Source organism: Nonomuraea salmonea (genome assembly GCF_042428605.1).
GTDB lineage: Bacteria > Actinomycetota > Actinomycetes > Streptosporangiales > Streptosporangiaceae > Nonomuraea > Nonomuraea salmonea.
The window spans coordinates 26370-48182 of sequence record NZ_JBHMCF010000008.1 but is presented as its reverse complement, the minus strand read 5'-3'; the positions used below and the strand labels follow the sequence as shown (position 1 = coordinate 48182).

The window sequence follows — 21813 nt, the reverse complement described above, 5'->3', positions numbered from 1 at the left end:
ACGCCGCGTCACGGGCCGCTCGCACATCGGAACCTTCGAAAGGACCCCGTGATGACCCGTATCGGCATCATCCTCGGCAGCACCCGTCCCGGCCGCAACGGCGAGCAGGTGGCGCAGTGGGTGCTCGAGCACGCCTCCCGCCGCCCCGACGCCACCTTCGAGATCGTCGACCTGCTGCACTACCCGCTCCCCCACCTCGACGAGCCCATGCCACCGGCCTACGGCCAGTACCAGAACGAGCACACCAAGGCGTGGGCGGCCAAGATCCGCTCGTTCGACGGCTTCGTCATGGTGACGCCCGAGTACAACCACTCCACCTCGGGGGTGCTGAAGAACGCCATCGACTACCTGTTCGCGGAGTGGAACAACAAGGCGTTCGGCATCGTGTCGTACGGCAGTGTCGGCGGCGCCCGCGCGGCCGAGCACCTGCGGCTGATCGGCGGTGAGCTGAAGCTCGCCGACGTGCGGACCAACGTGACGCTGTCGCTGTTCGCCGACTTCGAGGGCTTCACCAAGCTCGCGGCCGGCGAGCACCAGGTGGCGGCCTTGTCGACCATGCTGGACGAGGTGCTGGCCTGGAGTCGCGCCCTCGCCCCGCTCCGCCAGGCCGCCTGACCCGCCGCCTGACCCGCCGTCCGCTCCGGCCGGGCCCCCGCCGGCCGGGGCGGGATGTGCAAAAGTGAATCATGAGCGATTCCACGTGGACGATCGACGATCACCTGGCCGGCAAGCCCGACGAGTCCGTGGCCTTATATCGCCGCTTCATCGACCTCGCGCAGGGCTTCGGGCCCTTCACCTACGCCGTCTCCAAGAGCATGATCACCCTCAAGGGCACCCGCCGCGGCTTCGCCGGTGCCCGTCCCGACGCCCGGGGGCTGCGTGGCTACATGGACCTGCAGCGCGTCGTCGAGGACCCGCGTTTCACCAGCGTGTCGCCGTACACGAAACGCCTGTTCGTCCATGCCTTCCGCATCACCGGGCCCGAGCAGCTGGACGAGGAGTTCGCCGGGTGGCTGCGGGAGGCGTACGACGTGGGGCAGGGTCGCCACCTGCTCACGTGAGGCACGTCAGGCGCGGCGAGGGAAGCGTTCCCGCCCTCACCTGAGTTGCAGTTCACAACTCAGCTCGCGGAGCGGACCATGGACGCCCTGCTCGCCGGCCGCGCCGAGGTGCCGGCCGGCGAGCAGGGCAGGAACGCCAAGGCCGCCCTTGCCCCAGCCGGCCGGCCCTACGGCTCGTCCCTGTCGTTCAGCCACCCGGACGGCGACGGCTGGGTGCCGCAGGAGGTCACCACCCGGCTTCCCGGCCGGGTGTGACGGGCGCGCCGAACCAGCGCGCGAGGCAGTCGTCCAGGTCCCGCTGGTCGTCGCCGATCCAGGCGACGTGGCCGTCCGGGCGGAGCAGGACGCACGGGGCGTCCAGGGCCGCCCCCGGATCCGTGAGCTGATCGACGCGGTCCGACCAGGGGCCGGTGGTGAGGCGTTCCGTGCGGTCGAGCAGCAGGCCGCGGCCCTGACGCAGCAGGGGGTAGAGGCGGCCCCGCTTCAGCTCAAGGTCGGGCAGGCGGCGGCCGAGCAGGCCGGGGCCGGGGCCGAAGTCGTAGCGGACGGCGAGGCCGGTGATCTTCTCGATGAGGTGACGGTTGACCTCGTCGAAGGCCACCAGCTCGGTGAGCAGCCGCCGCAGGGCGCGCGGGCCGGGCTCTGGGGAGGCCAGCTCCGCCTGGGCGCGGGTGTTGTCCAGCACGTCGGCGGCCACCGGATGGCGTTCGGCGTGGTAGGTGTCGAGGAGCGGGTCCGGCGCCCAGCCGCGGATCTGCGCCGCCAGTTTCCAGCCGAGGTTGACCGCGTCCTGGACGCCCAGGTTGAGTCCCTGCCCGCCGAACGGCGGATGGATGTGCGCCGCGTCCCCGGCCAGCAGCACCCGCCCCACCCGGTAGCGGTCGGCGAGGCGGGTGGCGTCGCCGAAGCGGGACAACCAGCGCGGCGCGTGCACGCCGAAGTCGGTGCCCGCGACAGCACGCAACTGCCGCCGGAAGTCGTCGAGCGTGGGCGGTTCCGACCGGTCGCTGACGTCCGCCGCCGGGACGACGACGCTGTACGTCGCGCCGCCGCCGAAGGGCCTGATCCAGAAGGGCCGGTGGGACCCGGCGACCGCGGCGACCGTGGCGGCGATCTCCTCCTGCGGCACGCCGGCCTCCATCTCGCCCATGAGCGTGTCGTTGCGCGAGGGCTCGCCGGGGAAGGCGACGCCGAGCCGCTTGCGTACGGTGCTGCGCGCCCCGTCACAGCCGACGAGGTAGCGCGAGCGCACCCGCTCGCCACCGGACAGCTCGACGGTCACGCCGTCGTCGTCCTGCTCGAAGCCGGTCACCGCGCGCCCGTGCCTGACGTGGGCGCCCAGCGCGACGGCGTGCTCCTCCAGCAGGCGGTTGATGACCGGTTGCGGGATGCCGAGCAGGTAGGCGTACGGGGAGTCGAGGCCCTCGGGCTGGGGCGCGGGGATGGCGGCGAAGAAGCCGGCCGCCGGGCGGCGCCGGCCGTGCGGGAGCAGCCGGTCGAGCAGGCCCCGCATGGCCATCAGCTCCAGGCTGCGGATGTGCAGGCCGACGACGCGGACCATCGATCCGGGTTCGGTGTCCTGCTCCAGGACGAGGACCCGTACGTCGTGCAGCCGCAGCTCGGCGGCGAGCATCGCGCCGGTGGGCCCGCAGCCGGCGATGACGACGTCGTAGGGGGAAGCGTGCATGGGTGGTGCCTTTCGGGAGTGCCTTCGGGGCGGCGCTCCCGGCGGCACCTACGTCGGCCGCCCGACCGTGGCGGGAGGGCGGAGCGCCCACGTCGCTACAGCGTTCATGGGTCTCACCTCCTCCGGCCGGGTCACGGTCACCGGCACGCTACAAGCCAGGCAACCGGCCCGTCCAACGCTTTTCACGACAGCGGCCAGGTGCGCAGCGCGGCGTCGGCCATCGCCTGCAGCTCGTCGCGGCCGACGCCGCTCGCGGCCTGCACGGCGATGCCGAAGGCCAGGGCCGTGACATAGCGGGCGAGCACCGTGACATCGGTCTCCGGCGGCAGGTCGCCCTCCTCGACGGCGCGCTGGAACCGGTCGCGCACGCGGCAGCAGCCGTCCTCGCGCCAGGCGACCAGCAGCTCGCGCACCTCGCGCCCCGAGTCGCTCGCCGCCAGAGCGCCCTGGACACCGAGGCAGCCCGGCGGGCCGGCGGAGCGGGTGGTGGTGCGGACGGTGCCGGCCAGGATCGAGGTGGCGACGCCGAGCGCGGTCGGCTCCTCCAGCGCGCGGGTGAGGTAGCCGCCGGGGCCCTCGGTGTAGCGCTCCAGCGCCTTGCGGAACAGCTCCTCCTTGTTGCCGAAGGCGGCGTACATGCTGGTGGTGGAGATGCCCATCGCCTCGGTCAGCCTGCTGAGGCTGGCCCCCTCGTAGCCGTGCTCCCAGAACACGAGCATGGCCCGCTCGAGTGCTTCGTCGGCGTCGAACGCGCGTGGCCGGCCGATGGGGCCGCTCTGCCTGGTCTCCACACGAGCAGTCTACCCCTTTTGTATCGATCGCTTCAGAAGTGCTACCGTGCGAGTTCCGCATCGATTGATGCGGAAGTATGAGGAGGTCATAGGCATGAAACTGCTTGAAGGCAAGACCGCGCTCGTCACCGGCGGCAGCACCGGCATCGGACGGGCCACCGCCGTCCGGATGGCGGCCGAGGGCGCCCACGTGTTCGTCACCGGCCGCCGCAAGGCCGAGCTTGACGCCGCCGTCGCCGAGATCGGCGACGCCACCGGAGTGGTCGGCGACATCGCGAACCTTGCCGACCTTGACCGGCTCTACGAGGCGGTCCGCGCGCGGGGACGCGGCCTGGACGTGCTGTTCGCCAACGCGTCGGTGGCCGAGTTCGTCACGCTTGAGCAGACCACGGAGGAGCATTTCGACCACATCTTCGGCATCAACGTCCGGGGTATGGTGTTCACCGTCCGCAAGGCGCTGCCCGTGCTCAACGACGGCGCCGCGGTGATCCTGAACGGCTCGACGAATGCGGACTCGGGCGCGGCGGCGTTCGGCGCGTACGCGGCCAGCAAGGCCGCCACCCGCTCCTTCGCCCGCACCTGGGCCAACGAGCTGAAGGAGCGCGGCATCCGGGTCAACACCGTCACGCCGGGCCCGATCCTCACGCCGGGCCTGTCGGGGCTGACCGACGACCCGGAGGCGTTCGAGCGGAACATGGCGGCGCAGGTGCCGCTGGGCCGGCTCGGCAGCCCGGACGAGGTCGCCGCCGCCGTGCTCTTCCTGGCCAGTGGGCAGAGCAGCTTCGTCACCGGCTCCAACCTGTACGTCGACGGCGGCCTCAACCAGATCTGAGCTTGACCTTGACGCCACGTCAACGTCTTAACTAGGGGGTATGCGGATCGGAGAGCTGGCCGCGCTGCTCGGGGTGTCCACCCGGACCGTGCGCCATTACCACCACCAGGGCGTCCTGCCGGAGCCGGCGCGCCTGGCCAACGGCTACCGCGAGTACGGCATGCGCGACGCCATCGCCCTGGCCCGCGTACGCCGGCTGGTGGGGCTCGGGCTCAGCCTCGACGAGATCCGCGACGTCATGGCCGAGGAGCGCTCCAGAGAGCTGCCCGAGATCCTCGCCGAGATCGACGCCGACCTGGCCGCGCAGGAACGCGACATCCGCCTGCGGCGGGCCAGGCTGGCGGAGGTGCTGCGCCGGGCCGAGGACGGCACACTCGGCCCGGACGACACCGCCTCCCCCGACCTGGTGTCGTTCCTCAAGGTCATCGACGTGCCGGCCTCGGCGTCGGCGGCCTGGGACCGCGACCTGCTGGTGCTGGTCGACAGCGCCTCCAAGACGCCGGACGGGCGGGCGTTCACCGTGCTCGACGCGCTGGCCGCCGACCCCGAGCTGACGGCGCGCGGCCACGACTTCTACCGCAGGCTGGACGAGCTGGCCGGCGCGGAGCCCGACGACCCGCGGGTGGAGCCGATGGCCGAGGAGCTGGCCGCGTTCAGCCTGGAGCACGTGCTGGTCGGCCAGGCGCAGGACGGCTGGCGCGCCGACGCGGTCGAGCCGTTCCTGGACGGCCTGGCCCCGGCCCAGGCGGAGGTGGTCCGCCGCGCCGTCCGCCTCATCGGCGACCGCCTGCCCCGCTGAAGGCGTTCCGGTACGCCGACGGCGACGTGCGCATGATGGCGGCGAAGTGGTGGCGGTAGGTGACGGCCGTGTCGAAGCCCACCGCCCTGGCGACCTTCTCGATCGGCGTGGCCGTCGTCTCCAGGAGGGCGAGGCTCGCCTGGACGCGCTGCTGGATCAGCCACCGGATCGGGGTGGTGCCGGTGGCGCGGGCGAAGTGCCGCAGGTAGGTGCGGGCGGACATGTGGGCCTGCCCGGCCAGCCGCTCGACGGTGATCGCCTCGCCGAGGTGCGCCAGGGCCCACGCGATGCTGCGGGCGATGCGGTCGTCGGCCGGGTCGGCGGGCAGCGGGGCCTCGATGAACTGCGCCTGCCCGCCGTCGCGGTGCGGCTGGATCACCAGCCGCCTGGCGACCGCGTTGGCGATCGCATGGCCGTAGTCGCTGCGCACGACGTGCAGGCACAGGTCGAGCCCGGCGGCGCTGCCGGCGCTGGTGAGCAGCGGCCCGTCGTCGATGTAGAGGACGTCGGGGTCGAGGTCCACCGTCGGGTGGCGCTGCCGGAAGCGGTCGGCGTAGCGCCAGTGGGTGGTGGCGCGGCGGCCGTCCAGCAGGCCCGCGCCGGCCAGCGCGAACGCTCCCGAGCAGATCGACATGATCCGCGCGCCCCGGTGGCGGGCCCGGCGCAGCGCGGCGACCAGCTCGGGTGAGGGATCGGCGGCGACGTCGGGCACGCCCGGCACGATGACGGTCCCCGCGGCGGCGAACGCGTCGAGGCCGTGGGGCGTGTGCAGGGCGGCCCCGCCGACGACGCGTACGGGACCGGGCGTCTCCGCGCAGACGGTCAGGTCGTACCACGGGACGTCGAACTCCGGCCTGGGCAGGCCGAACACCTCGGTGACGATGCCCAGCTCGAAGACCGACATCCCGTCGTAGGCGAGCACCGAGACGGTCGGCGCGGGTCGCGGCATGGCGGAATGTTAGCGGGCATCGTCACTGACGCCACTGGCCGGGTGGACACGCTTGGGCCGAGGATCTTCGCATGTCCTTCGTACTCTCCTCATCGCCCGCGCCCGCCGAGCGGGCTGCCGCCCACTTCGCCGCCAAGCTGTCCTTCGAGACCGACGTCAGCGACGTCCACCAGGACCTGGAGGCGGGCGTGCCCGGCCTCGTGGTGGTGGACACCCGCGGCGCCGACGCCTGGGAGCAGGGCCACGTGCCCGGCGCCATCCACCTGCCGACCCGGCAGATCGCGGCCAGGGCCGCACGCGAGATCCCCGCCGGAGCCGTCGTCGTCACCTACTGCTGGGGCCCTGGCTGCAACGGCTCCACCAGGGCCGCGCTGGAGTTCGCCAGACTCGGCTACTCGGTCAAGGAGATGATCGGCGGGTACGAGTACTGGGTGCGCGAGGGCCTCCCTGTCCGCACCCGCGACGGAGTCAGGCGACGTCAGGGGGATGAGCTGACCGTGACGTGCGACTGCTGAGGGTTCAGGCCGTGTGCGCCCGCAGCCCGGTCAGGTCAGGGGCCACCTCCGGCCGGAGCACGAGGTTCCCGTCGTAGTCGCCGCCGTTCTGCGTCCGGTACGGGATCGGCTCGGTCTCCGGGATGGCGAGCAGGCGTTCGGTCAGCTCCTTGGCCGCCGTCCGGCCCTCGCCGGGCGTGAACCGGTCGGCGCCGAAGATCAGCACCGGGGGCAGCACCTGCGCGCCCGCGTAGAACAGGGTCCCGTGCTGCAGCGGGAACAGCAGCTCGTCGACGGCGCCGTGGATGCCCCGCGCGCCGTAGAACCAGCCGGGCCCGCCCATGGTCACCACCGCCATCGCGCGCTTGCCCGCGAGGAAACCGTCGCCGTAGCCGATCCACTCGCCGTCCGGGCCGCGCAGCCCGTACGCGTAGCCCTGGTGCCAGACCCGGTCGAACCAGCCCTTGAGGATGGCGGGCATCCCGAACCACCACATCGGGAACTGGACGACGAGCGTGTCGGCCCGGTCGATCTTCTCCTGCTCGGCACGGATGTCGGGGCTCAGCGCGCCGCTCTCGTACGCCTGCTTCGCGGCGGCGGCGACCTGGAACCGCTCGGCCGGGTCGTGGGCGTAGCCGGCGGGGTCGACGACGGGGTTCCACCCCATCGCGTACAGGTCCGACACCTCGACGCGGTGGCCTTCCGCGCGGAGGGCGCGCTGCCCCTCTGCGGCGAGGTGGCCGTTGAGCGAGCGCGGTTCGGGGTGGGCGAGGATCCAGAGGACGTTCATGGCGTCCATGCTGGTCGTGCGGCGCCGGCCCGCACGACTGGCCTGATGGACAACATGTGCGAAGATCGGGCCATGTCCGTTTTCTCCGGAGATGGGCGGCACCGGGTGGCCGTGCTGGCCCGTGACCGGGCGCTCTCCTTCGAGCTCGGCATCGTCCACCGGCTCTTCGGCCAGGCGCGCTCGGCCGAAGGCGCCGCGCTGTACGAGGTCGTGACCTGCGCGGCCGAGCCCGGCGAGCTGCGTACCGACGGAGACTTCACCCTCACCGTCGCGCACGGCCTCGAAGCGCTGGCCGAGGCCGGCACCGTCGTCGTGCCGGCCTCCCTGAACGACTTCGAGCACGACGACTTCGAGAACGACTTCGAGCACGACTTCGAGCGCCCGGACGAGCCGCTCGATCCCGCGATCGTCGCCGCGCTGGAGCGGATCCGGCCCGGCACCCGCGTCGCGGCCATCTGCACGGGTGCGTTCGTGCTCGCCGCGGCCGGTCTGCTGGCCGGGCGGCGGGCGACCACGCACTGGCGCTCGTCCGCCCGGCTTCGCGAGCGTTTCCCCGATGTCGTCGTCGACCCCGACGTGCTCTACACCGACGACGACGGCGTGCTCACCTCGGCGGGCGGGGCGTCGGGCGTCGACCTGTGCCTGCACATGATCCGCACCGACCACGGCGCGGCCGTCGCCAACGACGTGGCGCGGGGCTCCGTCGTCCCGCCGCACCGCGAGGGCGGGCAGGCGCAGTACGTGCGGCGGCCGATGCCGGACCCGAAGATCTCCTCGACCGGCCGGGCGCGCCGCTGGGCGCTGACCAACCTGCACCGGCCCATCACGCTGCGCGAGCTGGCCGCCCAGGAGGCGACGAGCACGCGCACCTTCACCCGGCGCTTCCGCGACGAGATCGGCACCTCGCCGGGGCGGTGGCTCACCCGGCAGCGCGTCGAGCGGGCCTGCTCGCTGCTGGAACGCACCGACCTGCCCGTCGACGAGATCGCCGTCGCCGCGGGCTTCGGCACCGCCGGCTCACTGCGCCTGCACATGAAGGCCGAGCTGGGCGTCTCCCCCACCGCCTACCGCGCCACCTTCCGCGGCCCCTGACCGGTGCTCACGGCGCGCCCGCCAGAGCACGTGCCAGGGCCCGCGGTTACTCGCCGACCCGTTCGAGCCAGGACCCGCTCCTGCGGGCTCGCGTGCGAAGGGCGCGCTGGTCCCTAGCCGCTGAGGCCGTTCAGGCGGGTGAGGTCGTCGGCGGTGAGGCGCAGGGCGCCGGCCGCCACGTTCTCGGCCAGGTGGTCGAGGTCGCCGGTGCCGGGGATGGCGAGGACGTGCGGGCCCTGGGCGAGCGTCCAGGCCAGGCGGACCTGGGCGGGTGACGCGCCGTGGGCGCGGGCGACCTCCTCCACGGCCTCGTGCTCGCTCGTCCCCGTCCCCGATTCGCGGCCGGAGCCGGCGATCGCGAAGAAGGGCACGTACGCGATGCCCTGCTCGCCGCAGCCGCGCAGCAGCTCGCGCTCCTGTGCGGGGGCGCCGACGCCGAAGGCGTTCTGCACGCACACCACCGGCGCGATGGCCAGGGCCTCGGCGAGTTGCTCCGCCGTGACGTTGGAGACGCCCAGGTGCCGGATGAGCCCGGCGTCGCGCAGCTCGGCCAGCGCGCCGAAGTGCTCGGCGATCGAGCCGTCCTGCGCGCTCGGGGGTACGCGCAGGTTCACCACGTCGAGCCGGTCGCGGCCGAGCGCCCGCAGGTTGTCCTCCACCTGGCCGCGCAGCTGCTCGGGCGTGGCCCACCACCATTTGCCGTCCGGGTGGCGGGCCGGCCAGACCTTGGTGGTGATGACGAGATCGTCCGGGTACGGGGCCAAGGCTTCCCTGATCAGTTCGTTGGCCGCGAGGTCGCCGGTGAAGTAGAAGGCCGCGGTGTCGATGTGGTTCACGCCGAGCTCGACGGCCCGCCGCAGCACCGCGATCGCCTGGTCACGCCCGCGCTGGTCGGACCCGAAGGCGACCCGCCCGGCCAGGCGCATCGCCCCGAAACCGATCCTGTTCACGGTCAGGTCGCCGAGCCGCCACGTCGCACTCATCTCAATCTCCATCAGAGAGGGTTCGCCCGGTTTCCGGGCACAAAAAAAGCCTCCTCGCGGCGGGCGAGGAGGCTGACAGGTGCTTGATCAGCATACCAGTCCCCCAGGGGCCGGTGGCGCGTCCCGTGGGTTCCATGCCACACTGACTGTTATAGAACTCTTAGGGGAGTTCTATAACGAGAGGAGTTCGGCATGGACGACGTGCTGCCCTGGACAGACCCGGCCCCGCCCGGCACGACGATGAAAGAGCCCCAGGAACGCGGCAGGTTCGGCGCGTACGGCGGCAGGTACGCCCCGGAGTCCCTGGTGGAGGCCTGCCGCGAGGTGGACGAGGCGTTCCGCGCCGCCTGGGCCGACCCCGGCTTCCGCAACGCGCTGGCCACACTGCTGGCCGTGCACGCCGGCCGCCCCACCCCGCTCACCCCCGCCGCCCGCCTGTCGGACGAGCTGGGCGTGCGGCTCTACCTCAAGCGCGAGGACCTCACCCACACCGGCTCTCACAAGATCAACAACGTGCTGGGCCAGGCGCTGCTGGCCACCCGCATGGGCAAGACCAGGCTGATCGCCGAGACCGGCGCGGGCCAGCACGGCGTGGCCACCGCCACCGCCGCCGCGCTGCTCGGGCTGCGCGCCACGGTGTTCATGGGCGCCCGCGACATCGAACGCCAGGAGCTGAACGTCTTCCGCATGCGCGTACTCGGCGCCGAGGTGGTGCCGGTGACCGCGGGCAGCCGTACGCTCAAGGACGCCACCAGCGAGGCCATGCGCCACTGGGTCGGCACCACCGGCGACTCCCACTACTGCATCGGCTCGGTCGTGGGGCCCGACCCGTACCCGTATCTGGTCAGGGAGCTGCAGCGGGTCATCGGCGACGAGGCGCGCGCCCAGTGCGCCGCCGAGCTGCCCACCGGCGTCCCCGAGCACGTGGTGGCCTGCGTCGGTGGCGGCTCGAACGCGGCCGGCACGTTCGCCGGGTTCGCCGACACCTCGGCGCGGCTGGTCGGCGTGGAGGCCGAGGGCGGCGCGGGAGCCGCGCGCGGCCGGCTCGGCGTGCTGCACGGCGCCCGCTCGCTGTTCCTCCAGGACGGCGACGGGCAGATCACCGAGGCGCACTCCATCGCCGCCGGGCTCGACTACCCCGGCGTCGGCCCCGAGCACGCCCACCTGCGCGACCTGGGCAGGGCCCGCTACGTCACGGTGACCGACGAGGAGGCGGTCGCCGCCGCCGTACGGCTGGCGCGCACCGAGGGCATCCTGCCCGCGCTCGAATCGGCGCACGCCCTCGCCTGGATCATCCGCGCGGCCGCCGACGGCGACCTGCCGGCCGGATCGACGGTGCTGATGACGCTGTCCGGGCGCGGCGACAAGGACATGGCGACGTTGAAGGAGCTGCTGTGAACGACTCCGTCCTGGTCTCCGGAGCGGTCGAACGCCACCTGCGGGCCGCCCGTGACACCGGCCGCGGCCTGCTCATGCCGTACGTCACCGCCGGCATCACACCTGACTGGACCGACTACCTGCACGCCTTCGCCGAAGCGGGGGCGGACGCGATCGAGGTCGGCCTGCCCTTCTCCGACCCCACGCTGGACGGCCCCACCATCCAGCAGGCGAGCCAGACCGCGCTGGCCAGAGGCGCGAACACCCGCGACATCCTCGCCGTGATGCCCGACGTGGGCGTGCCCCTGGTCGTCAGCACCTACTACAACCTGGTGCTGAACGCCGGTCCCGAGCCGTTCTGCGCCGCGCTGCGCCAGGCGGGCGTCGCCGGCCTGATCGTGCCCGACCTGCCGGTGCACGAGGTGGACGAGCTGACCGACGCAGCTACGGCGACCGGCATCGAGCCCGCCCTGCTCGCCTCGCCGACCACGCCGGAGCCGAGACTGGCCGAGATCGGCGCCCGCAGCCGCGGCTTCGTCTACGCCGTGTCGCTCATGGGCACCACCGGTGAGCGGGCCACGCTCGCCGGCTCGGCGGAGCGGCTCGCCGCGCGGCTCAGGCGGGTCACCGACCTGCCGGTCTTGCTAGGATTCGGCATCTCCACCCCGGACCAGGCCCGCGAGGCCCGCCGGCACGCCGACGGCGTGGTGGTCGGCGCCGCCGTCATGCGGCGGGTGCTCGACGGTGCGGGGCCGGATGACCTGCGGGCCTTCGTCACGAGCCTGCGGGAGGCCCTCGACCAGGAGTGATGCACCACGATGACCGCCGAAGCCGGGCACGAGGCGAGATACCGCGCCATCGCCGCCGACCTCGCCGCGAAGATCCGGTCCGGCCACTACGCCCCTGGCGAGGCGCTGCCGCCGCAGCGCGAGCTGAGCGCCTCCTACGGGGTCACCCTGATGACGCTGCGCCAGGCGTTGCGGCAGCTCAGCGACGAGCGGCTGATCGTGCAGCGGCCTGGCAAGGGCACGTTCGTCGCGCCGCCGCATCTGGCCTACCAGCTCGACTCGCTCCGCAGCCTGGCCGACGACCTGCGCAAGCAGGGCCACGACGTACGCACCGTCGTCGTGGGCCGGGCGGTACGCCGCGCTCCCGCCAGGATCGCCGCCGAGCTGCGGCTGCCGCCCGGCGAGAGCGCGCTGCGTCTTGAGCGGGTCCGCGAGTTCGCCGGCCGCCCGGCCGTCCACCAGGTCTCCTGGGTACGCCGGCCGATGGCCGACCACATCCGCGACCGCGACTTCACCGAGGTCTCCCTCTACACCGCGCTCGCCGACGCGGGCGTGGCGGTCGCCCGCGCGTCGGAGGTGGTGCGGCCCGGCCTGCTCGACGCCGCGGCCGCCCGTCACCTGCTCGAGCCGGAGGGCAGCCCGGTGCTGGTCAGCACCCGCGTCACCGCGACGCTCGACGCCACGCCCGTGGTGTCCGACCACGCCACGATCCTGGGCAGCATGATGGAGATCCGCACCGAACGCGCCGCCACCGGCCTGTCCCTCACCTGGGGCGCCACCACCTGACCTGCGCTCCTGCGTCGGCTTGCCGAGTTGTCAAAATATGAAGACCGGTCTACTTTTTCTGGCATGGGACGTAAAGGCGCGGAGACGCGCGGGCGGCTGCTCGACACCACCCAGGAGCTGATCGAGGCAGGCGGCTACTTCGGTGCCGGGCTCAACCAGGTGATCGCGGCCAGCGGGATGCCCCGGGGCTCGCTCTACTTCCACTTCCCCGGGGGCAAGGACGAGCTGGTCGCCGAGGCGCTGCGGCGGGCCGGGCGAGAGATCGCCGCCGCCGTGGACGGGCTCGCCGCCACGGCGCCCGACACGACGGCCCTGCTCACCGGCATGATCACGCTGCTCGGTGACCGGCTGGAGGCGTCCGGGTGGCGCAAGGGCTGCCCGGTCGCCACCGTCGCGCTGGAGCTGGCGGCCACTCATGACGTGCTCCAGCAGGTGTGCGCCGAGGTCTACGCCTCCTGGGAGCGCATCCTGGCCGACCGGCTCGCCGCCGACGGCCACCCCGACGCCGACGACACCGCCACGACCGTGCTCGCCCTGATCGAGGGCGCGCTCCTGCTGGCCAGAGCCCGCCGCTCCCGCCGCCCCCTCGACGCCGCATCCCGCCGCGCCACCCTCCTGCTCACCACCCACTGAGGAGAACCCCCGTGCCCTCCGACTCCTCCAGCCCCCTCGACCAGCCCGACTTCTCCGGCCCCTTTGATCTGCCCAGCTCTGCCAGCCCTCTTGATCCGTCCGCTGGATCGCCGGACTCCGTCGTCTTTGGTGCGGGCGGTTTCATCGGCCGTTTCGTGGTCGCCGAGCTGCTGCGCCGTGGGCGGCGGGTCGCCGCCGCCGTTCGCGGCGACGCCGACCGGCTTACCTCCTGGCTGGCGGGTCAGGACGTGCCGCTCGGCGGGCTGAGCGTCGTCCGCGCCGACATCACCCGGAGCGGCCTCGGCCTGCCGCCCACCGGCCTGGACGGCGTGCGCGACGTCTACAACTGCGCGGCCCGCTTCGCGTTCGGGCTGAGCGTGGCCGAGGCGCGGGCGGCGAACGTGACCGGCGCGCTCAACGTCCTCGACTGGGCCGCCGGACTGCCGGCCCTGCGGCGCGTCGTGCACGTCAGCGGGTACCGCGTCAGCGCGGACGGCTCTGCGGACGGCTCTGCGCCCGACTACCGGCGGCTGGGGGCGTACGAGGCGTCGAAGAAGGAGGGTGACGCGGCGGTGCGGGCCCGCGCCCGCGCGCGTGGCATCCCGCTCACCATCGCCAACCCCTCCACCGCCGTCGGGCCCGGCCAGTACGTCGGGCTGGCGTCGGTGGTGGCGGACCTGTGGCACGGCCGCCTGCCCGCCTTGCCGGGCGGGCGCGAGGTGTTCGTGCCGGTCGTGGACGTCGGCTATCTCGCGGCGTTCATGACCCGGCTGCCCGAGCACGAGGAGACGGCCGGCCGGGCGTACTGGATCCTCGACGACCGCACCCCCGTCCTGCCGGACCTCATAGCGCTGCTGGCCCGTCACATGGGCGTGCGAGCGCCCCGGCGCTCGGTCCCGGTCGGCCTGCTGCGCCGCCTCCCCCGGGCGCTGACCGGTGTGGACCCCGAGACGCTGTCGTTCCTGTCGGCCGACCGCTACGACACCGCGCCCGCGCGGGCCTTCGCCGAAAAGGCCGGCCTCAGCCAGCCACCCACCGAGACCGTGCTCACGACCTGGGCCGACGCCCTGGTGGCGGCCCGCTTCGGCACCGCCTCGCCAGCCACCGCCCGGTACGGCTATCAGGACGTGGCAGGCGTCCGCACCTGGCTGACCGGCGACCGGGAGCGACCCGGCCACGTCCTGCTCCACGGCCTCCCCCTGGACGCCGGCTCCTGGACCCAGGTCACCGCCCGCCTCGACACCCCGGCCCTGACCGCCGACCTCCCGGGTCACGGCAGATCCGCCATACCGCCAAACCCCGCGGCGGGCCAGGCTCAGGAAGAGCGAGCCGGCCAAAGGGCAACGGTGGGCCAAGCTCGGGCAGAGCAGGCGGCCCCGGGTTCAACGGCGAGCCGGGCTCGGGCAGAGCAGGCCAGTCCGAGGGTAACGGCGGGTCGGCCTCGGGCAGGGCGAGTCGGCGCGAGGGCGTTGGATCCGAGCGCGTTGGAGAGGTGGATGGCCGAGCTGTTGGGGCCGGTGACGACGCGGCCGGTGCTGGTGGCGCACTCGTTCGCCTGCGGCCCCGCACTCCGCTACGCCGTTGCCCACCCCGGCGCGATCTCCCGTCTGGTGCTGGTGGCTCCTGCGTTCCTGCAGAACCCCGCCTCCCGGCTGCTGCGGTCGTGGGCGGCGGTGCCGCTGCTGCGCCACTTGCCCGCCGCCCGCCTGGCCAGGACGCTGGGTGTCCCGGAGGGCAGCACGGCCGACCTGGCCCGCCCCGGCCGCGCCCGTGCCGTCGTCGCCGCCCTGCGTGCCGCCCACGCCCAGCGCGACGAGCTGCGCCGCCTCCTGGAGCGCGTCGACGTGCCCGTGGAGATCGTCGTCGGCTCGGCCGATCCGCTGACCACCGCGGTGGACGTCCCCGTGACCACGATCGACGGCGCCGGCCACTACCCGCAGCTCACCCACCCCACGGAACTCGCCACCCACCTCGAAGCCAAGGTGGGCTCGCGCTGATCCATACGCCTGCGGACATCACGTCATCTACCCGGGCGTCTTGGACGTATCGCCCCCGGTCCTCCCGGTCCCCGAGGACATCGAGCGGCTGCGCGGGGTGGACGCCGGTGCCGCCAAACCTGGCGGCATGCGGTCCGCGACGTGCTGGGCGGCCGCCCCGCTGCCGATGCGCCGGGCCGCGTCCAGGCCGGCGGTGAGCTCGCCGAGCCCGCGCCGGGCGGCGGGCAGGAGCTGACGCCCGGCGGCGGTGCGGGCCACCGTGCCGGGCCCCTTGGTGAACAGCGGGTGCCCGACCTTCGTCGACGTATTAGACATATAACGGCTGGTTGTCTACTTTTCGCCCCATGACGGAACGACGCGTGATCCTCAGCGGGTCCACCTTCGAAGAGCAGATCGGTTACGCGCGGGCGGTGATCGACGGCGACCGGGTGCACGTGTCCGGGACGACCGGGTTCGACTACGCGACCATGACGATCTCCGACGACGTGGTCGAGCAGGCCGAGCAGTGCCTGCGCAACGTGGAGTGGGCGCTGGCCGAGGCGGGCTGCTCGTTCGCCGACGTCGTGAGGGTCCGCTACCTGCTGCCCGCTCGCGCTGACTTCGAGCCGTGCTGGCCGGTGCTGCGCCGCCGCTTCGGCGACGTACGGCCGGCCGCGACGATGATGGTGTGCGGACTGTCCGATCCCCGCATGAAGATCGAGATCGAGGTGGACGCACGACGGCCCGGCTGATGAGGTGGGCACGTGGCTGCTCGGCGGTGACGTGAAGCTGGTGACGCGAAGCTGGTGAGGCGAAGCTGGTGACGCGCCGCCACGAGGTCGCCGCCGCCCTGGGCTCGGGCTGATCCTGGGTGGCGGCGTCGCCAACGCGTCGCTGCTGCCGATGCAGCTGGTCACCAGGTGACGGGCAGCTCGTGCATGCCGTAGACCGCGGCCTCCTCCTTGAACGACAGCTCCTCGGCCGGGACGGCCAGCCGCAGCGTCGGCACCCGGCGGAACAGCGTGCTGAAGAAGATCTCCAGCTCCACCCGCGCCAGGTTCTGGCCCAGGCACTGGTGGGCGCCGTAGCCGAAGGCGAGGTGGTTGCGGGCGCCGCGTTCGATGTCGAACCGCTCGGGGTCCTCGAACACCTCGGGGTCGCGGTTGCCGGCGTTGGCCAGCATGAGCACGCCCGACCCGGCCGGGATCACGGTGCCGCTCAGCTCGACGTCCTCCAGCGTGACCCGCGCCATCGCGAACTCGGCGATCGTGAAGTAGCGCAGCAGCTCCTCGACGGCGTGCTCGGCCTTCTCGGGGTGCTCGCGCAGCGCGGCCGCCGCCTCGGGATGCTCTTGGAGCAGCAGGTACGTGCCCAGCGAGATCATGTTCGCGGTCGTCTCGTGACCGCCGATGAGCAGCAGGAACGCCAGGCTGATGAGCGCCTGGTGGTCCACCGTGCCGGTTTCGCGCTGCTTGACGATCTGGCGGCCGAGCAGGTCGTCGGTGGGCTGCTGCTCCTTGGCGGTGATCAGCTTGTCGAGGTAGATGGCCAGCTCCAGCACGGCGTGCTGGCGTTCCTGCTCGCTGGCGCGCCGGTTGAGCAGCTGCGCGGAGTTGGTCTGGAAGAAGTCGTGATCGTCGTACGGCACGCCGAGCAGCTCACAGATCACCAGCGACGGCACCGGCAGCGCCACGGCGTGCACGAGGTCGGCCGGGCGCGGACCCGCCAGCATGGCGTCCAGGTGCTCGTCCACGATCTGCTGGATGCGCGGCCGCATGGCGGCGATGCGCCGCAGCGTGAACTCGCCGACCACGGCCCGGCGGACGGGTCCGTGCTCGGGCGGGTCCATCTCCAGCATCATCTTCGGCAGCGGCGAGGACGCGGGCTGCTCGCTGCCGTCGTTGACCAGGCGCGGCGCGGCGGGATGGCGGCGGTTCGCGCTGAAGCGCGGGTCGCTCAGAACCGTCCTGATGTCCTCGTAGCGGGTGGCCACCCAGGCGTCGCGGCCCGTGGGCAGCTTGACCTTGGCGACGGGCCGCTCGCGCAACAGCCGCACGTGCTGCTCGGGCGGGGCGAACGGGCACCCGCGCGCGGTCTGCAGCGTCTCAGCGGACTCAGCGGAGTCAATGGTCAAGACTCTCCCCCTTCATCACGGCTCATCGATGTGACGGAAGCGGCGCTCACGGCCTGGGCAGCAGCGCGTCCACGGCCTTGCGCAGCGGTCCGGCCAGGTCCTCGTCCGAGGCTGTGGCCAGGGGCCGCAGCCCGGTGGAGACCCGCAGCGTGGCCACCCCGACCGACAGGGCCAGAACCAGCTGGGCGCGCAGCATCAGCTGCTCACCCTCCGGCGCGTCGGGCCGCCATCCTGCCGCGGCGGCCAGGTCCTCGCTGGTGGACCTCAGCAGCCCGACGCGCATCCGCTCGGTGCGCTCGTCACCGGACGTGCGCAGCAGGAGCAGCAGCACGTCGGTCAGCCGCCCCTCGCCGGTCGCGGTGATGACGTGCCTGATGGCGTCAGGGATGGGGGCGTGGTCGGCGATGCGGCGCAGCTCCTCGGACGCGGCCTCCAGACACGCCTCGAACAACCCTTCCTTCGACTGGAAGTAGCGGTTGACGAGGGCGACGTTGACACCGGCGTCGTCGGTGATGTCGCGGACGGTCGTCGCGGCGTAGCCGTCGTGCGCGAAGCGTTTGAGCGCCGCGTCGAGCAGCCGCTGCCGGGTCCTGGCCGCGTCGCGGCGCCGGACGACCTCGGTGCCGCCTCCGGTCATCGATGTCCCTTTCCGTTTACTCCGGCAGGATAGCGGCGGCCGGCCACGGATGTAAATCGCTGTTGACTTATCGGTGCGCGTAGTCGGGGCCGAGGACGTTCAGCAGCGCCAGGGCCTCGGCGTCGGCTGATCCTGGAGGCGCGCTGTAGAGGATGAGGTGCTGGTCGCAGTCGGTGAGCGCGAGCGAGTCGCAGTCCACGGTGACGGAACCGACGACCGGGTGGTGGAAGGTCTTGGAGAGCGTGGGCGCGGGCTGCACGTCGTGCCGCTCCCAGAGGCGGGCGAACTCGGGGCTGCCGGTACGCAGCTCCTCGACCAGCTCGGCGATCTCGGGGTCGGACGGGTAGCGGGCCTGGGTGCGGCGCAGCTCCATGACGACGTGCTGGCGGAAGACGCCGGCGTCGGAGATCCCGTACGGGCGGGGCCCCTCCAGTGTCCAGGGCAGGAAGGCCCGGCGCGCGACGTTGCGATCCTTCGGGGCGAGCTTGCCGAAGTCCTCCATGAGCGCGGTGGCCAGGTGGTTCCATGCGAGCACCTCGAACGCGGCAGAGGTGACGAAGGCGGCCGTCTGCGGCAGCCGCTCCAGCAGCGCGAGGATGCTCGGGCGCACGTCGCGCGGATGCAGCCCGGTACGGCTCTCCGCGGTGCCCGCCAGCACGTGGAGGTGGCGGGACTCGGCGTCGGTGAGCCGCAGCGCGGCGGCGATCCCGGCCAGGACCTCACCCGACGGGCGCGGCGCCCGGCCCTGCTCCAGGCGGACGTAGTACTCGGTGGAGATGTGCGCGAGCACCGCCACCTCCTCGCGGCGCAAGCCGGGTGTCCGGCGGCGCGGCCCCGAAGGCAGGCCGACGTCATCCGGGCGGAGCCGCTCCCGCCTGCTGCGCAGAAAGGCCCCAAGTTCCTGTTTGTCCATATCTCCAGTGTGCCTGTCGCGAGGCCGCGTAGCCTGGTACCGGTTGTGCCTGCATCCGCTCCGGCTGCCCGGCTGACACTGGTCGCATGACCAACACCACTGTTTCCGCCCCTGTCGGCCTGCTCACCGGCAAGGTGACGCTCATCACCGGCGCCAGCCGCGGCATCGGCGAGGCCGCTGCCCGGCTCTTCGCCCGCGAGGGCGCCGCCGTCGTGCTCGCCGCCCGCAGCGCCGGCGTACTGGACAAGATCGTGGCCGAGATCCGCGAGGACGGCGGCGTCGCCGACGCCGTGGCCGTGGACCTGGCCGACCGGGCGAGCGTCCGCGCGGCGGTCGAGCGGGTCGAGGAGCTGCACGGGCGGCTGGACGGCGCGTTCAACAACGGCGCGGCGATCCAGCAGCCCGGGCCGCTCGACACCACCAGCGACGAGGACATCGACCGGCAGTTCGCGGTGAACTTCCGCGGGCACTGGACGGCCATGACCGCCGAGGCCGCGCTGATGCGGCGCGGCGGTGGCGGCGCCATCGTCAACACCTCCAGCATCGGCAGCCGCCGCGCCAACCCCGCGCTGCCGGCGTACGGGGCGATGAAGCGGGCGCTCAACAGCATCACCGAGACCGCCGCGGTGAGCTGGGCGTCCGACGGCATCCGGGTGAACGGCATCACCCCCGGCGCCACCGTCACCAAGATGATGGACGAATGGGAGGCCAAGACGCCCGGCGTCCAGAAGCAAGCGACCGCCATGACCCCGCTCGGCCGGATGGCCGAGCCCCGTGAGGTCGCCGAGGTGGCGGCGTGGCTGCTCAGCGACCGCGCCTCGATGGTGACCGGCGCGATCGTCCCGGTGGACGGCGGCGCCGGCGCCTGACCCGCGCGGGTTTCCGACCCGCACGCGGCCCGGCCCGCGCGAGGGTCGAAGCAGCCTGATCCCGGCTTGCTCGGGCGGTCAGAGGAGGCGTCGCTGGACGATGTCGGCGATCACCGTGCTGACCATGGCCGCCACCGCCTGCTCCTCGGGCGGCCCGGCCGCACGGTCGGCGAACAGCAGGTGCCCGGCCCCGATCAGGGTCAGCGCGTGCGTCGCCGCGTCGGTGTCGGCGGCGACCCGGCCCAGCTCGCACTCGCGGGCGAGGTAGGCGCGCAACATGGCGGCCCCCTCGGCCAGCAGCGGGACCCCGGACGGCGTGGACTCGCGCAGGCGGGCGCGCAGCTCGTCGCGGAAGATGATCAGGCCGGCGATCGACACGGTGACCGGGTCGAACAGCTCGATCAGCGCGGCGGTGAGGTTGCCCGCGACCGTGCCGGTGCCCGCGGCGGCGACGAGCGCGGCGGCCTGGGCGTCGAGGCGGGCGACGCGGTCGCGTACCAGCTCGACGAGGAACGCGTCGAAGTCCGCGAAGTGGCGGTGCAGCACCCCCTTGGCGACCCCCGCCTCCGCGGTGACCGCCCGGCTGGTCAGGCCCTCGGGCCCGGCCCGCAGCAGCACCCGCTCGGCCGCCCCGAACAGCTGCGCGCGGACATCGCGGATGGCAATGCCGGTCGGCATCGTCCGTCTCCCTCTCGATGTGCGGTGAGACCGGCGGGTCTCACAGGTCGGCCACGAAGTCCAGCGCGATCGCCCAGGCGCGCTCGGCCGCCTCGGCGTCGTAGTCGGGCAGGTCGGGGTCGGTGAACAGGTGGCCGGCGCCCGCGTAGCGGAACACCTCGACGTCGGCCCGCGCCCTGCGCATCTGGATGTACCAGGCGTTGAGCCAGTCGGCGGGCTCGCTGGTGTCGGGGTCGGCGACGTGGAGCTGCACCGGCAGGTCGTCGGCCGCCACACCGTCGGCCATGTCGGAGGTGCCGTGCATGAGCAGCAGGCCGCGCGAGCGCTCGTCGCCCAGGGCGAGGTTCTGTGCCAGCGCGGCGCCGAGCGAGAAGCCGGCGTAGACCAGGCCGTGCTCCGACAGGGGGGCCGCGGCGGTCACGGCTCGCTTGAGCAGCTCGTCGCGGCCGATCTCCTCTTTGATCGCGATGCCCTCCTCAGAGGTGCCGACCACCCGGCCGTCGTAGAGATCGGGCACGTGCACCTCGTGTCCGGCCGTCCGCAACCTGTCGGCGGCCTGGTGGACGGCGGGCCGCAGGCCGTACATCGAGTGCAAGAGGAGAATCCGTGCCATGCGCGCAGCTTAGCCGCCCCGGCGGGGCGGCTCACGCGGGCGCGGGGGCGGCGGCGCGCAGCCACTGCTCGACCGCCGCGCTCATCCGCGCGCCGGCCTCCAGCGCCGCCGCCTTGCCCGCCACCGGGTTGGTGCCGGCCGCCTGGCCGAGGATCACGCCCAGCACCAGGCGGCCTTCCACCCGGGAGGCCCACATCAGGTTGCCGCCCGCCGCCGTCCCGGAGCCGGTCTTGACGCCGATGACGCCGTGCCTGCCCAGCAGCGTGTTGGTGCTGGGCAGCCGCCCGGAGTCGCCCGGCACGGCGGTGTCCTTCTGTGCCACCACCGCGCGGAAGACCGGGTCGCGCATGGCCGCCCCGGCCAGCTTGAGCTGGTCGGACGCGGTGCTGACCGTGCTGTCCTCGATGCCGCTGGCCCCCGTGTACGTGGTGGCGCTCATGCCGAGGCGGCGGGCGGCGGCGTTCATGCGGACGGCGAAGCGCTCCTCCGAGCCGGCGTCCCACCGGGCCAGCAGCCGGGCCGCGTTGTTGCCGGACGGCACCAGCATCAGCTCGAGCAGCCGCCGCAGCCGGATCCGCCGCCCCTCGACCAGCGGGACGGTGGACTCCTGCGGCAGGAAGGACTCCTCGGCCGCCGTCCGGTCCACGGTGATCAACGGGCCCTGGCCGGACGGCTTGAGCGGGTGGCGGCGCAGCAACACGTACGCGGTCATCACCTTCGTCACGCTCGCGATCGGCACCGGCTCGGCGCCCCCGCTGGAACCCAGCCTGCCCACGCCCACCACCTCCACCGCGGCCTGCCCCTCGTCCGGCCACGGCAGAGGCACGTCCGTCCCGGAGGCGACCCCGCACCCGGACAGCGCGCACACCAGCACAAGCATCACGATTCTCCGCATGCCGGCCAGCGTGCGGCACCGATGTCTCCAGCCCGC

Annotated in this window: 26 protein-coding genes; 14 read left to right on the top strand and 12 right to left on the bottom strand. The window is 73.1% G+C overall.

From position 1 onward, the window contains the following. Window positions 1–51: 51 nt before the first annotated feature. From ACFFR3_RS07635 to ACFFR3_RS07625, 3 genes are all read left to right on the top strand, one after another. Window positions 52–615 carry an NADPH-dependent FMN reductase gene (locus tag ACFFR3_RS07635; protein ID WP_364568303.1) on the top strand — a complete coding sequence of 188 codons (564 nt, stop codon included), beginning with the start codon at window positions 52–54 and terminating at the stop codon, window positions 613–615. 71 nt (window positions 616–686) lie between these two features. Beyond that, window positions 687–1061: a DUF5655 domain-containing protein gene (locus ACFFR3_RS07630; protein ID WP_345407000.1), complete on the top strand. Its 375-nt coding sequence runs from the start codon at window positions 687–689 to the stop codon at window positions 1059–1061. 78 nt (window positions 1062–1139) lie between these two features. Next, window positions 1140–1316, top strand: a complete 177-nt coding sequence (locus tag ACFFR3_RS07625) for a hypothetical protein (protein WP_345406997.1) — start codon at window positions 1140–1142, stop codon at window positions 1314–1316. Here ACFFR3_RS07625 and ACFFR3_RS07620 read toward each other — a convergent pair. Both ACFFR3_RS07620 and ACFFR3_RS07615 read right to left on the bottom strand, forming a co-directional pair. After that, window positions 1288–2748 (bottom strand): FAD-dependent monooxygenase, encoded by a 1461-nt coding sequence (locus tag ACFFR3_RS07620; protein WP_379482823.1) that lies wholly within the window; start codon window positions 2746–2748, stop codon window positions 1288–1290. The genes ACFFR3_RS07625 and ACFFR3_RS07620 overlap by 29 nt on opposite strands. A 182-nt stretch (window positions 2749–2930) precedes the next feature. Continuing rightward, entirely contained in the window at window positions 2931–3539 is a 609-nt protein-coding gene (locus tag ACFFR3_RS07615; protein ID WP_364372768.1) for a TetR/AcrR family transcriptional regulator, read from the bottom strand. Between the two features lie 94 nt (window positions 3540–3633). On the opposite strand from ACFFR3_RS07615, the gene ACFFR3_RS07610 reads away from it, so the two are divergent. Together ACFFR3_RS07610 and ACFFR3_RS07605 are read left to right on the top strand one after the other, a co-directional pair. Continuing rightward, a complete protein-coding gene (locus tag ACFFR3_RS07610; RefSeq protein WP_345406985.1) occupies window positions 3634–4371 on the top strand; it encodes an SDR family NAD(P)-dependent oxidoreductase in 738 nt (245 codons plus the stop codon). Window positions 4372–4411: 40 nt separating this feature from the next. Next, window positions 4412–5170, top strand: coding sequence for a MerR family transcriptional regulator (locus tag ACFFR3_RS07605; protein WP_345406982.1), 759 nt, complete (start codon window positions 4412–4414; stop codon window positions 5168–5170). Here the strand turns inward: ACFFR3_RS07605 and ACFFR3_RS07600 are convergent. After that, a complete protein-coding gene (locus ACFFR3_RS07600; protein ID WP_345406979.1) occupies window positions 5145–6119 on the bottom strand; it encodes a helix-turn-helix domain-containing protein in 975 nt (324 codons plus the stop codon). The genes ACFFR3_RS07605 and ACFFR3_RS07600 overlap by 26 nt on opposite strands. A gap of 71 nt (window positions 6120–6190) precedes the next feature. On the opposite strand from ACFFR3_RS07600, the gene ACFFR3_RS07595 reads away from it, so the two are divergent. Continuing rightward, complete coding sequence (locus ACFFR3_RS07595) at window positions 6191–6634, top strand: rhodanese-like domain-containing protein (protein WP_379482822.1); 444 nt, start codon at window positions 6191–6193, stop codon at window positions 6632–6634. A gap of 4 nt (window positions 6635–6638) precedes the next feature. On the opposite strand, the gene ACFFR3_RS07590 is transcribed toward ACFFR3_RS07595, so the two are convergent. After that, entirely contained in the window at window positions 6639–7403 is a 765-nt protein-coding gene (locus ACFFR3_RS07590; protein WP_345406973.1) for an NAD(P)H-dependent oxidoreductase, read from the bottom strand. Window positions 7404–7475: 72 nt separating this feature from the next. Between ACFFR3_RS07590 and ACFFR3_RS07585 the strand changes: the two genes are divergently transcribed. Next, window positions 7476–8495, top strand: a complete 1020-nt coding sequence (locus tag ACFFR3_RS07585; RefSeq protein WP_345406970.1) for a GlxA family transcriptional regulator — start codon at window positions 7476–7478, stop codon at window positions 8493–8495. Window positions 8496–8608: 113 nt separating this feature from the next. Here ACFFR3_RS07585 and ACFFR3_RS07580 read toward each other — a convergent pair whose 3' ends face one another. Beyond that, window positions 8609–9478, bottom strand: coding sequence for an oxidoreductase (locus tag ACFFR3_RS07580; RefSeq protein WP_345406967.1), 870 nt, complete (start codon window positions 9476–9478; stop codon window positions 8609–8611). 192 nt (window positions 9479–9670) lie between these two features. On the opposite strand from ACFFR3_RS07580, the gene trpB reads away from it, so the two are divergent. The 5 genes from trpB to ACFFR3_RS07555 all read left to right on the top strand — a co-directional run bounded on the left by trpB (window position 9671) and on the right by ACFFR3_RS07555 (window position 15059). Then, the gene (trpB, locus tag ACFFR3_RS07575; RefSeq protein WP_379482821.1) at window positions 9671–10876 is read left to right on the top strand and encodes a tryptophan synthase subunit beta; all 1206 of its coding nucleotides are present in this window, start codon (window positions 9671–9673) and stop codon (window positions 10874–10876) included. Next, complete coding sequence (trpA, locus tag ACFFR3_RS07570; RefSeq protein WP_379482820.1) at window positions 10873–11664, top strand: tryptophan synthase subunit alpha; 792 nt, start codon at window positions 10873–10875, stop codon at window positions 11662–11664. The genes trpB and trpA overlap by 4 nt, the downstream gene beginning before the upstream one ends. Before the next feature lie 9 nt (window positions 11665–11673). Beyond that, on the top strand, window positions 11674–12429 hold the full coding sequence (locus ACFFR3_RS07565; protein ID WP_345406961.1) for a GntR family transcriptional regulator: 756 nt from the start codon (window positions 11674–11676) through the stop codon (window positions 12427–12429). A 63-nt stretch (window positions 12430–12492) separates the two neighbouring features. Then, window positions 12493–13062 (top strand): TetR/AcrR family transcriptional regulator, encoded by a 570-nt coding sequence (locus ACFFR3_RS07560; protein WP_364372744.1) that lies wholly within the window; start codon window positions 12493–12495, stop codon window positions 13060–13062. An 11-nt stretch (window positions 13063–13073) separates the two neighbouring features. After that, window positions 13074–15059 carry an alpha/beta fold hydrolase gene (locus tag ACFFR3_RS07555; protein ID WP_379482819.1) on the top strand — a complete coding sequence of 662 codons (1986 nt, stop codon included), beginning with the start codon at window positions 13074–13076 and terminating at the stop codon, window positions 15057–15059. A 27-nt stretch (window positions 15060–15086) separates the two neighbouring features. Here ACFFR3_RS07555 and ACFFR3_RS07550 read toward each other — a convergent pair whose 3' ends face one another. Further along, on the bottom strand, window positions 15087–15374 hold the full coding sequence (locus ACFFR3_RS07550; RefSeq protein WP_345406947.1) for a hypothetical protein: 288 nt from the start codon (window positions 15372–15374) through the stop codon (window positions 15087–15089). Between the two features lie 29 nt (window positions 15375–15403). On the opposite strand from ACFFR3_RS07550, the gene ACFFR3_RS07545 reads away from it, so the two are divergent. Continuing rightward, window positions 15404–15790 carry a RidA family protein gene (locus ACFFR3_RS07545; protein WP_345406944.1) on the top strand — a complete coding sequence of 129 codons (387 nt, stop codon included), beginning with the start codon at window positions 15404–15406 and terminating at the stop codon, window positions 15788–15790. A 161-nt stretch (window positions 15791–15951) separates the two neighbouring features. On the opposite strand, the gene ACFFR3_RS07540 is transcribed toward ACFFR3_RS07545, so the two are convergent. The 3 genes from ACFFR3_RS07540 to ACFFR3_RS07530 all read right to left on the bottom strand — a co-directional run bounded on the left by ACFFR3_RS07540 (window position 15952) and on the right by ACFFR3_RS07530 (window position 18722). Then, the gene (locus tag ACFFR3_RS07540) at window positions 15952–17172 is read right to left on the bottom strand and encodes a cytochrome P450 (protein WP_345406941.1); all 1221 of its coding nucleotides are present in this window, start codon (window positions 17170–17172) and stop codon (window positions 15952–15954) included. Between the two features lie 46 nt (window positions 17173–17218). Next, window positions 17219–17809 carry a TetR/AcrR family transcriptional regulator gene (locus ACFFR3_RS07535; RefSeq protein ID WP_364372730.1) on the bottom strand — a complete coding sequence of 197 codons (591 nt, stop codon included), beginning with the start codon at window positions 17807–17809 and terminating at the stop codon, window positions 17219–17221. A 67-nt stretch (window positions 17810–17876) separates the two neighbouring features. After that, window positions 17877–18722 carry a helix-turn-helix transcriptional regulator gene (locus tag ACFFR3_RS07530; RefSeq protein WP_345406932.1) on the bottom strand — a complete coding sequence of 282 codons (846 nt, stop codon included), beginning with the start codon at window positions 18720–18722 and terminating at the stop codon, window positions 17877–17879. Window positions 18723–18808: 86 nt separating this feature from the next. Between ACFFR3_RS07530 and ACFFR3_RS07525 the strand changes: the two genes are divergently transcribed. Further along, window positions 18809–19591, top strand: a complete 783-nt coding sequence (locus tag ACFFR3_RS07525) for an SDR family NAD(P)-dependent oxidoreductase (protein ID WP_345406929.1) — start codon at window positions 18809–18811, stop codon at window positions 19589–19591. 78 nt (window positions 19592–19669) lie between these two features. Here the strand turns inward: ACFFR3_RS07525 and ACFFR3_RS07520 are convergent, their stop codons facing one another. The 3 genes from ACFFR3_RS07520 to ACFFR3_RS07510 are packed head-to-tail and all read right to left on the bottom strand — an operon-like array spanning window position 19670 to window position 21777. Further along, the gene (locus tag ACFFR3_RS07520; protein WP_345406926.1) at window positions 19670–20269 is read right to left on the bottom strand and encodes a TetR/AcrR family transcriptional regulator; all 600 of its coding nucleotides are present in this window, start codon (window positions 20267–20269) and stop codon (window positions 19670–19672) included. Between the two features lie 40 nt (window positions 20270–20309). Beyond that, the gene (locus ACFFR3_RS07515; RefSeq protein WP_345406923.1) at window positions 20310–20882 is read right to left on the bottom strand and encodes a dienelactone hydrolase family protein; all 573 of its coding nucleotides are present in this window, start codon (window positions 20880–20882) and stop codon (window positions 20310–20312) included. 31 nt (window positions 20883–20913) lie between these two features. Further along, window positions 20914–21777, bottom strand: coding sequence for a D-alanyl-D-alanine carboxypeptidase family protein (locus tag ACFFR3_RS07510; protein WP_379482818.1), 864 nt, complete (start codon window positions 21775–21777; stop codon window positions 20914–20916). Window positions 21778–21813: the final 36 nt, after the last annotated feature.

What these genes read in the sequence shown, in the direction of transcription:
- ACFFR3_RS07635 (WP_364568303.1), top strand. Translation starts at nt 52, where the DNA reads ATGACCCGTATCGGCATCATCCTCGGCAGCACCCGTCCCGGCCGCAAC.
- ACFFR3_RS07630 (WP_345407000.1), top strand. Translation starts at nt 687, where the DNA reads ATGAGCGATTCCACGTGGACGATCGACGATCACCTGGCCGGCAAGCCC.
- ACFFR3_RS07625 (WP_345406997.1), top strand. Translation starts at nt 1,140, where the DNA reads ATGGACGCCCTGCTCGCCGGCCGCGCCGAGGTGCCGGCCGGCGAGCAG.
- ACFFR3_RS07620 (WP_379482823.1), bottom strand. Translation starts at nt 2,748, where the DNA reads ATGCACGCTTCCCCCTACGACGTCGTCATCGCCGGCTGCGGGCCCACC.
- ACFFR3_RS07610 (WP_345406985.1), top strand. Translation starts at nt 3,634, where the DNA reads ATGAAACTGCTTGAAGGCAAGACCGCGCTCGTCACCGGCGGCAGCACC.
- ACFFR3_RS07605 (WP_345406982.1), top strand. Translation starts at nt 4,412, where the DNA reads ATGCGGATCGGAGAGCTGGCCGCGCTGCTCGGGGTGTCCACCCGGACC.
- ACFFR3_RS07600 (WP_345406979.1), bottom strand. Translation starts at nt 6,119, where the DNA reads ATGCCGCGACCCGCGCCGACCGTCTCGGTGCTCGCCTACGACGGGATG.
- ACFFR3_RS07595 (WP_379482822.1), top strand. Translation starts at nt 6,191, where the DNA reads ATGTCCTTCGTACTCTCCTCATCGCCCGCGCCCGCCGAGCGGGCTGCC.
- ACFFR3_RS07590 (WP_345406973.1), bottom strand. Translation starts at nt 7,403, where the DNA reads ATGAACGTCCTCTGGATCCTCGCCCACCCCGAACCGCGCTCGCTCAAC.
- ACFFR3_RS07585 (WP_345406970.1), top strand. Translation starts at nt 7,476, where the DNA reads ATGTCCGTTTTCTCCGGAGATGGGCGGCACCGGGTGGCCGTGCTGGCC.
- ACFFR3_RS07580 (WP_345406967.1), bottom strand. Translation starts at nt 9,478, where the DNA reads ATGAGTGCGACGTGGCGGCTCGGCGACCTGACCGTGAACAGGATCGGT.
- trpB (WP_379482821.1), top strand. Translation starts at nt 9,671, where the DNA reads ATGGACGACGTGCTGCCCTGGACAGACCCGGCCCCGCCCGGCACGACG.
- ACFFR3_RS07565 (WP_345406961.1), top strand. Translation starts at nt 11,674, where the DNA reads ATGACCGCCGAAGCCGGGCACGAGGCGAGATACCGCGCCATCGCCGCC.
- ACFFR3_RS07560 (WP_364372744.1), top strand. Translation starts at nt 12,493, where the DNA reads ATGGGACGTAAAGGCGCGGAGACGCGCGGGCGGCTGCTCGACACCACC.
- ACFFR3_RS07550 (WP_345406947.1), bottom strand. Translation starts at nt 15,374, where the DNA reads ATGTCTAATACGTCGACGAAGGTCGGGCACCCGCTGTTCACCAAGGGG.
- ACFFR3_RS07545 (WP_345406944.1), top strand. Translation starts at nt 15,404, where the DNA reads ATGACGGAACGACGCGTGATCCTCAGCGGGTCCACCTTCGAAGAGCAG.
- ACFFR3_RS07535 (WP_364372730.1), bottom strand. Translation starts at nt 17,809, where the DNA reads ATGACCGGAGGCGGCACCGAGGTCGTCCGGCGCCGCGACGCGGCCAGG.
- ACFFR3_RS07530 (WP_345406932.1), bottom strand. Translation starts at nt 18,722, where the DNA reads ATGGACAAACAGGAACTTGGGGCCTTTCTGCGCAGCAGGCGGGAGCGG.
- ACFFR3_RS07525 (WP_345406929.1), top strand. Translation starts at nt 18,809, where the DNA reads ATGACCAACACCACTGTTTCCGCCCCTGTCGGCCTGCTCACCGGCAAG.
- ACFFR3_RS07520 (WP_345406926.1), bottom strand. Translation starts at nt 20,269, where the DNA reads ATGCCGACCGGCATTGCCATCCGCGATGTCCGCGCGCAGCTGTTCGGG.
- ACFFR3_RS07515 (WP_345406923.1), bottom strand. Translation starts at nt 20,882, where the DNA reads ATGGCACGGATTCTCCTCTTGCACTCGATGTACGGCCTGCGGCCCGCC.
- ACFFR3_RS07510 (WP_379482818.1), bottom strand. Translation starts at nt 21,777, where the DNA reads ATGCGGAGAATCGTGATGCTTGTGCTGGTGTGCGCGCTGTCCGGGTGC.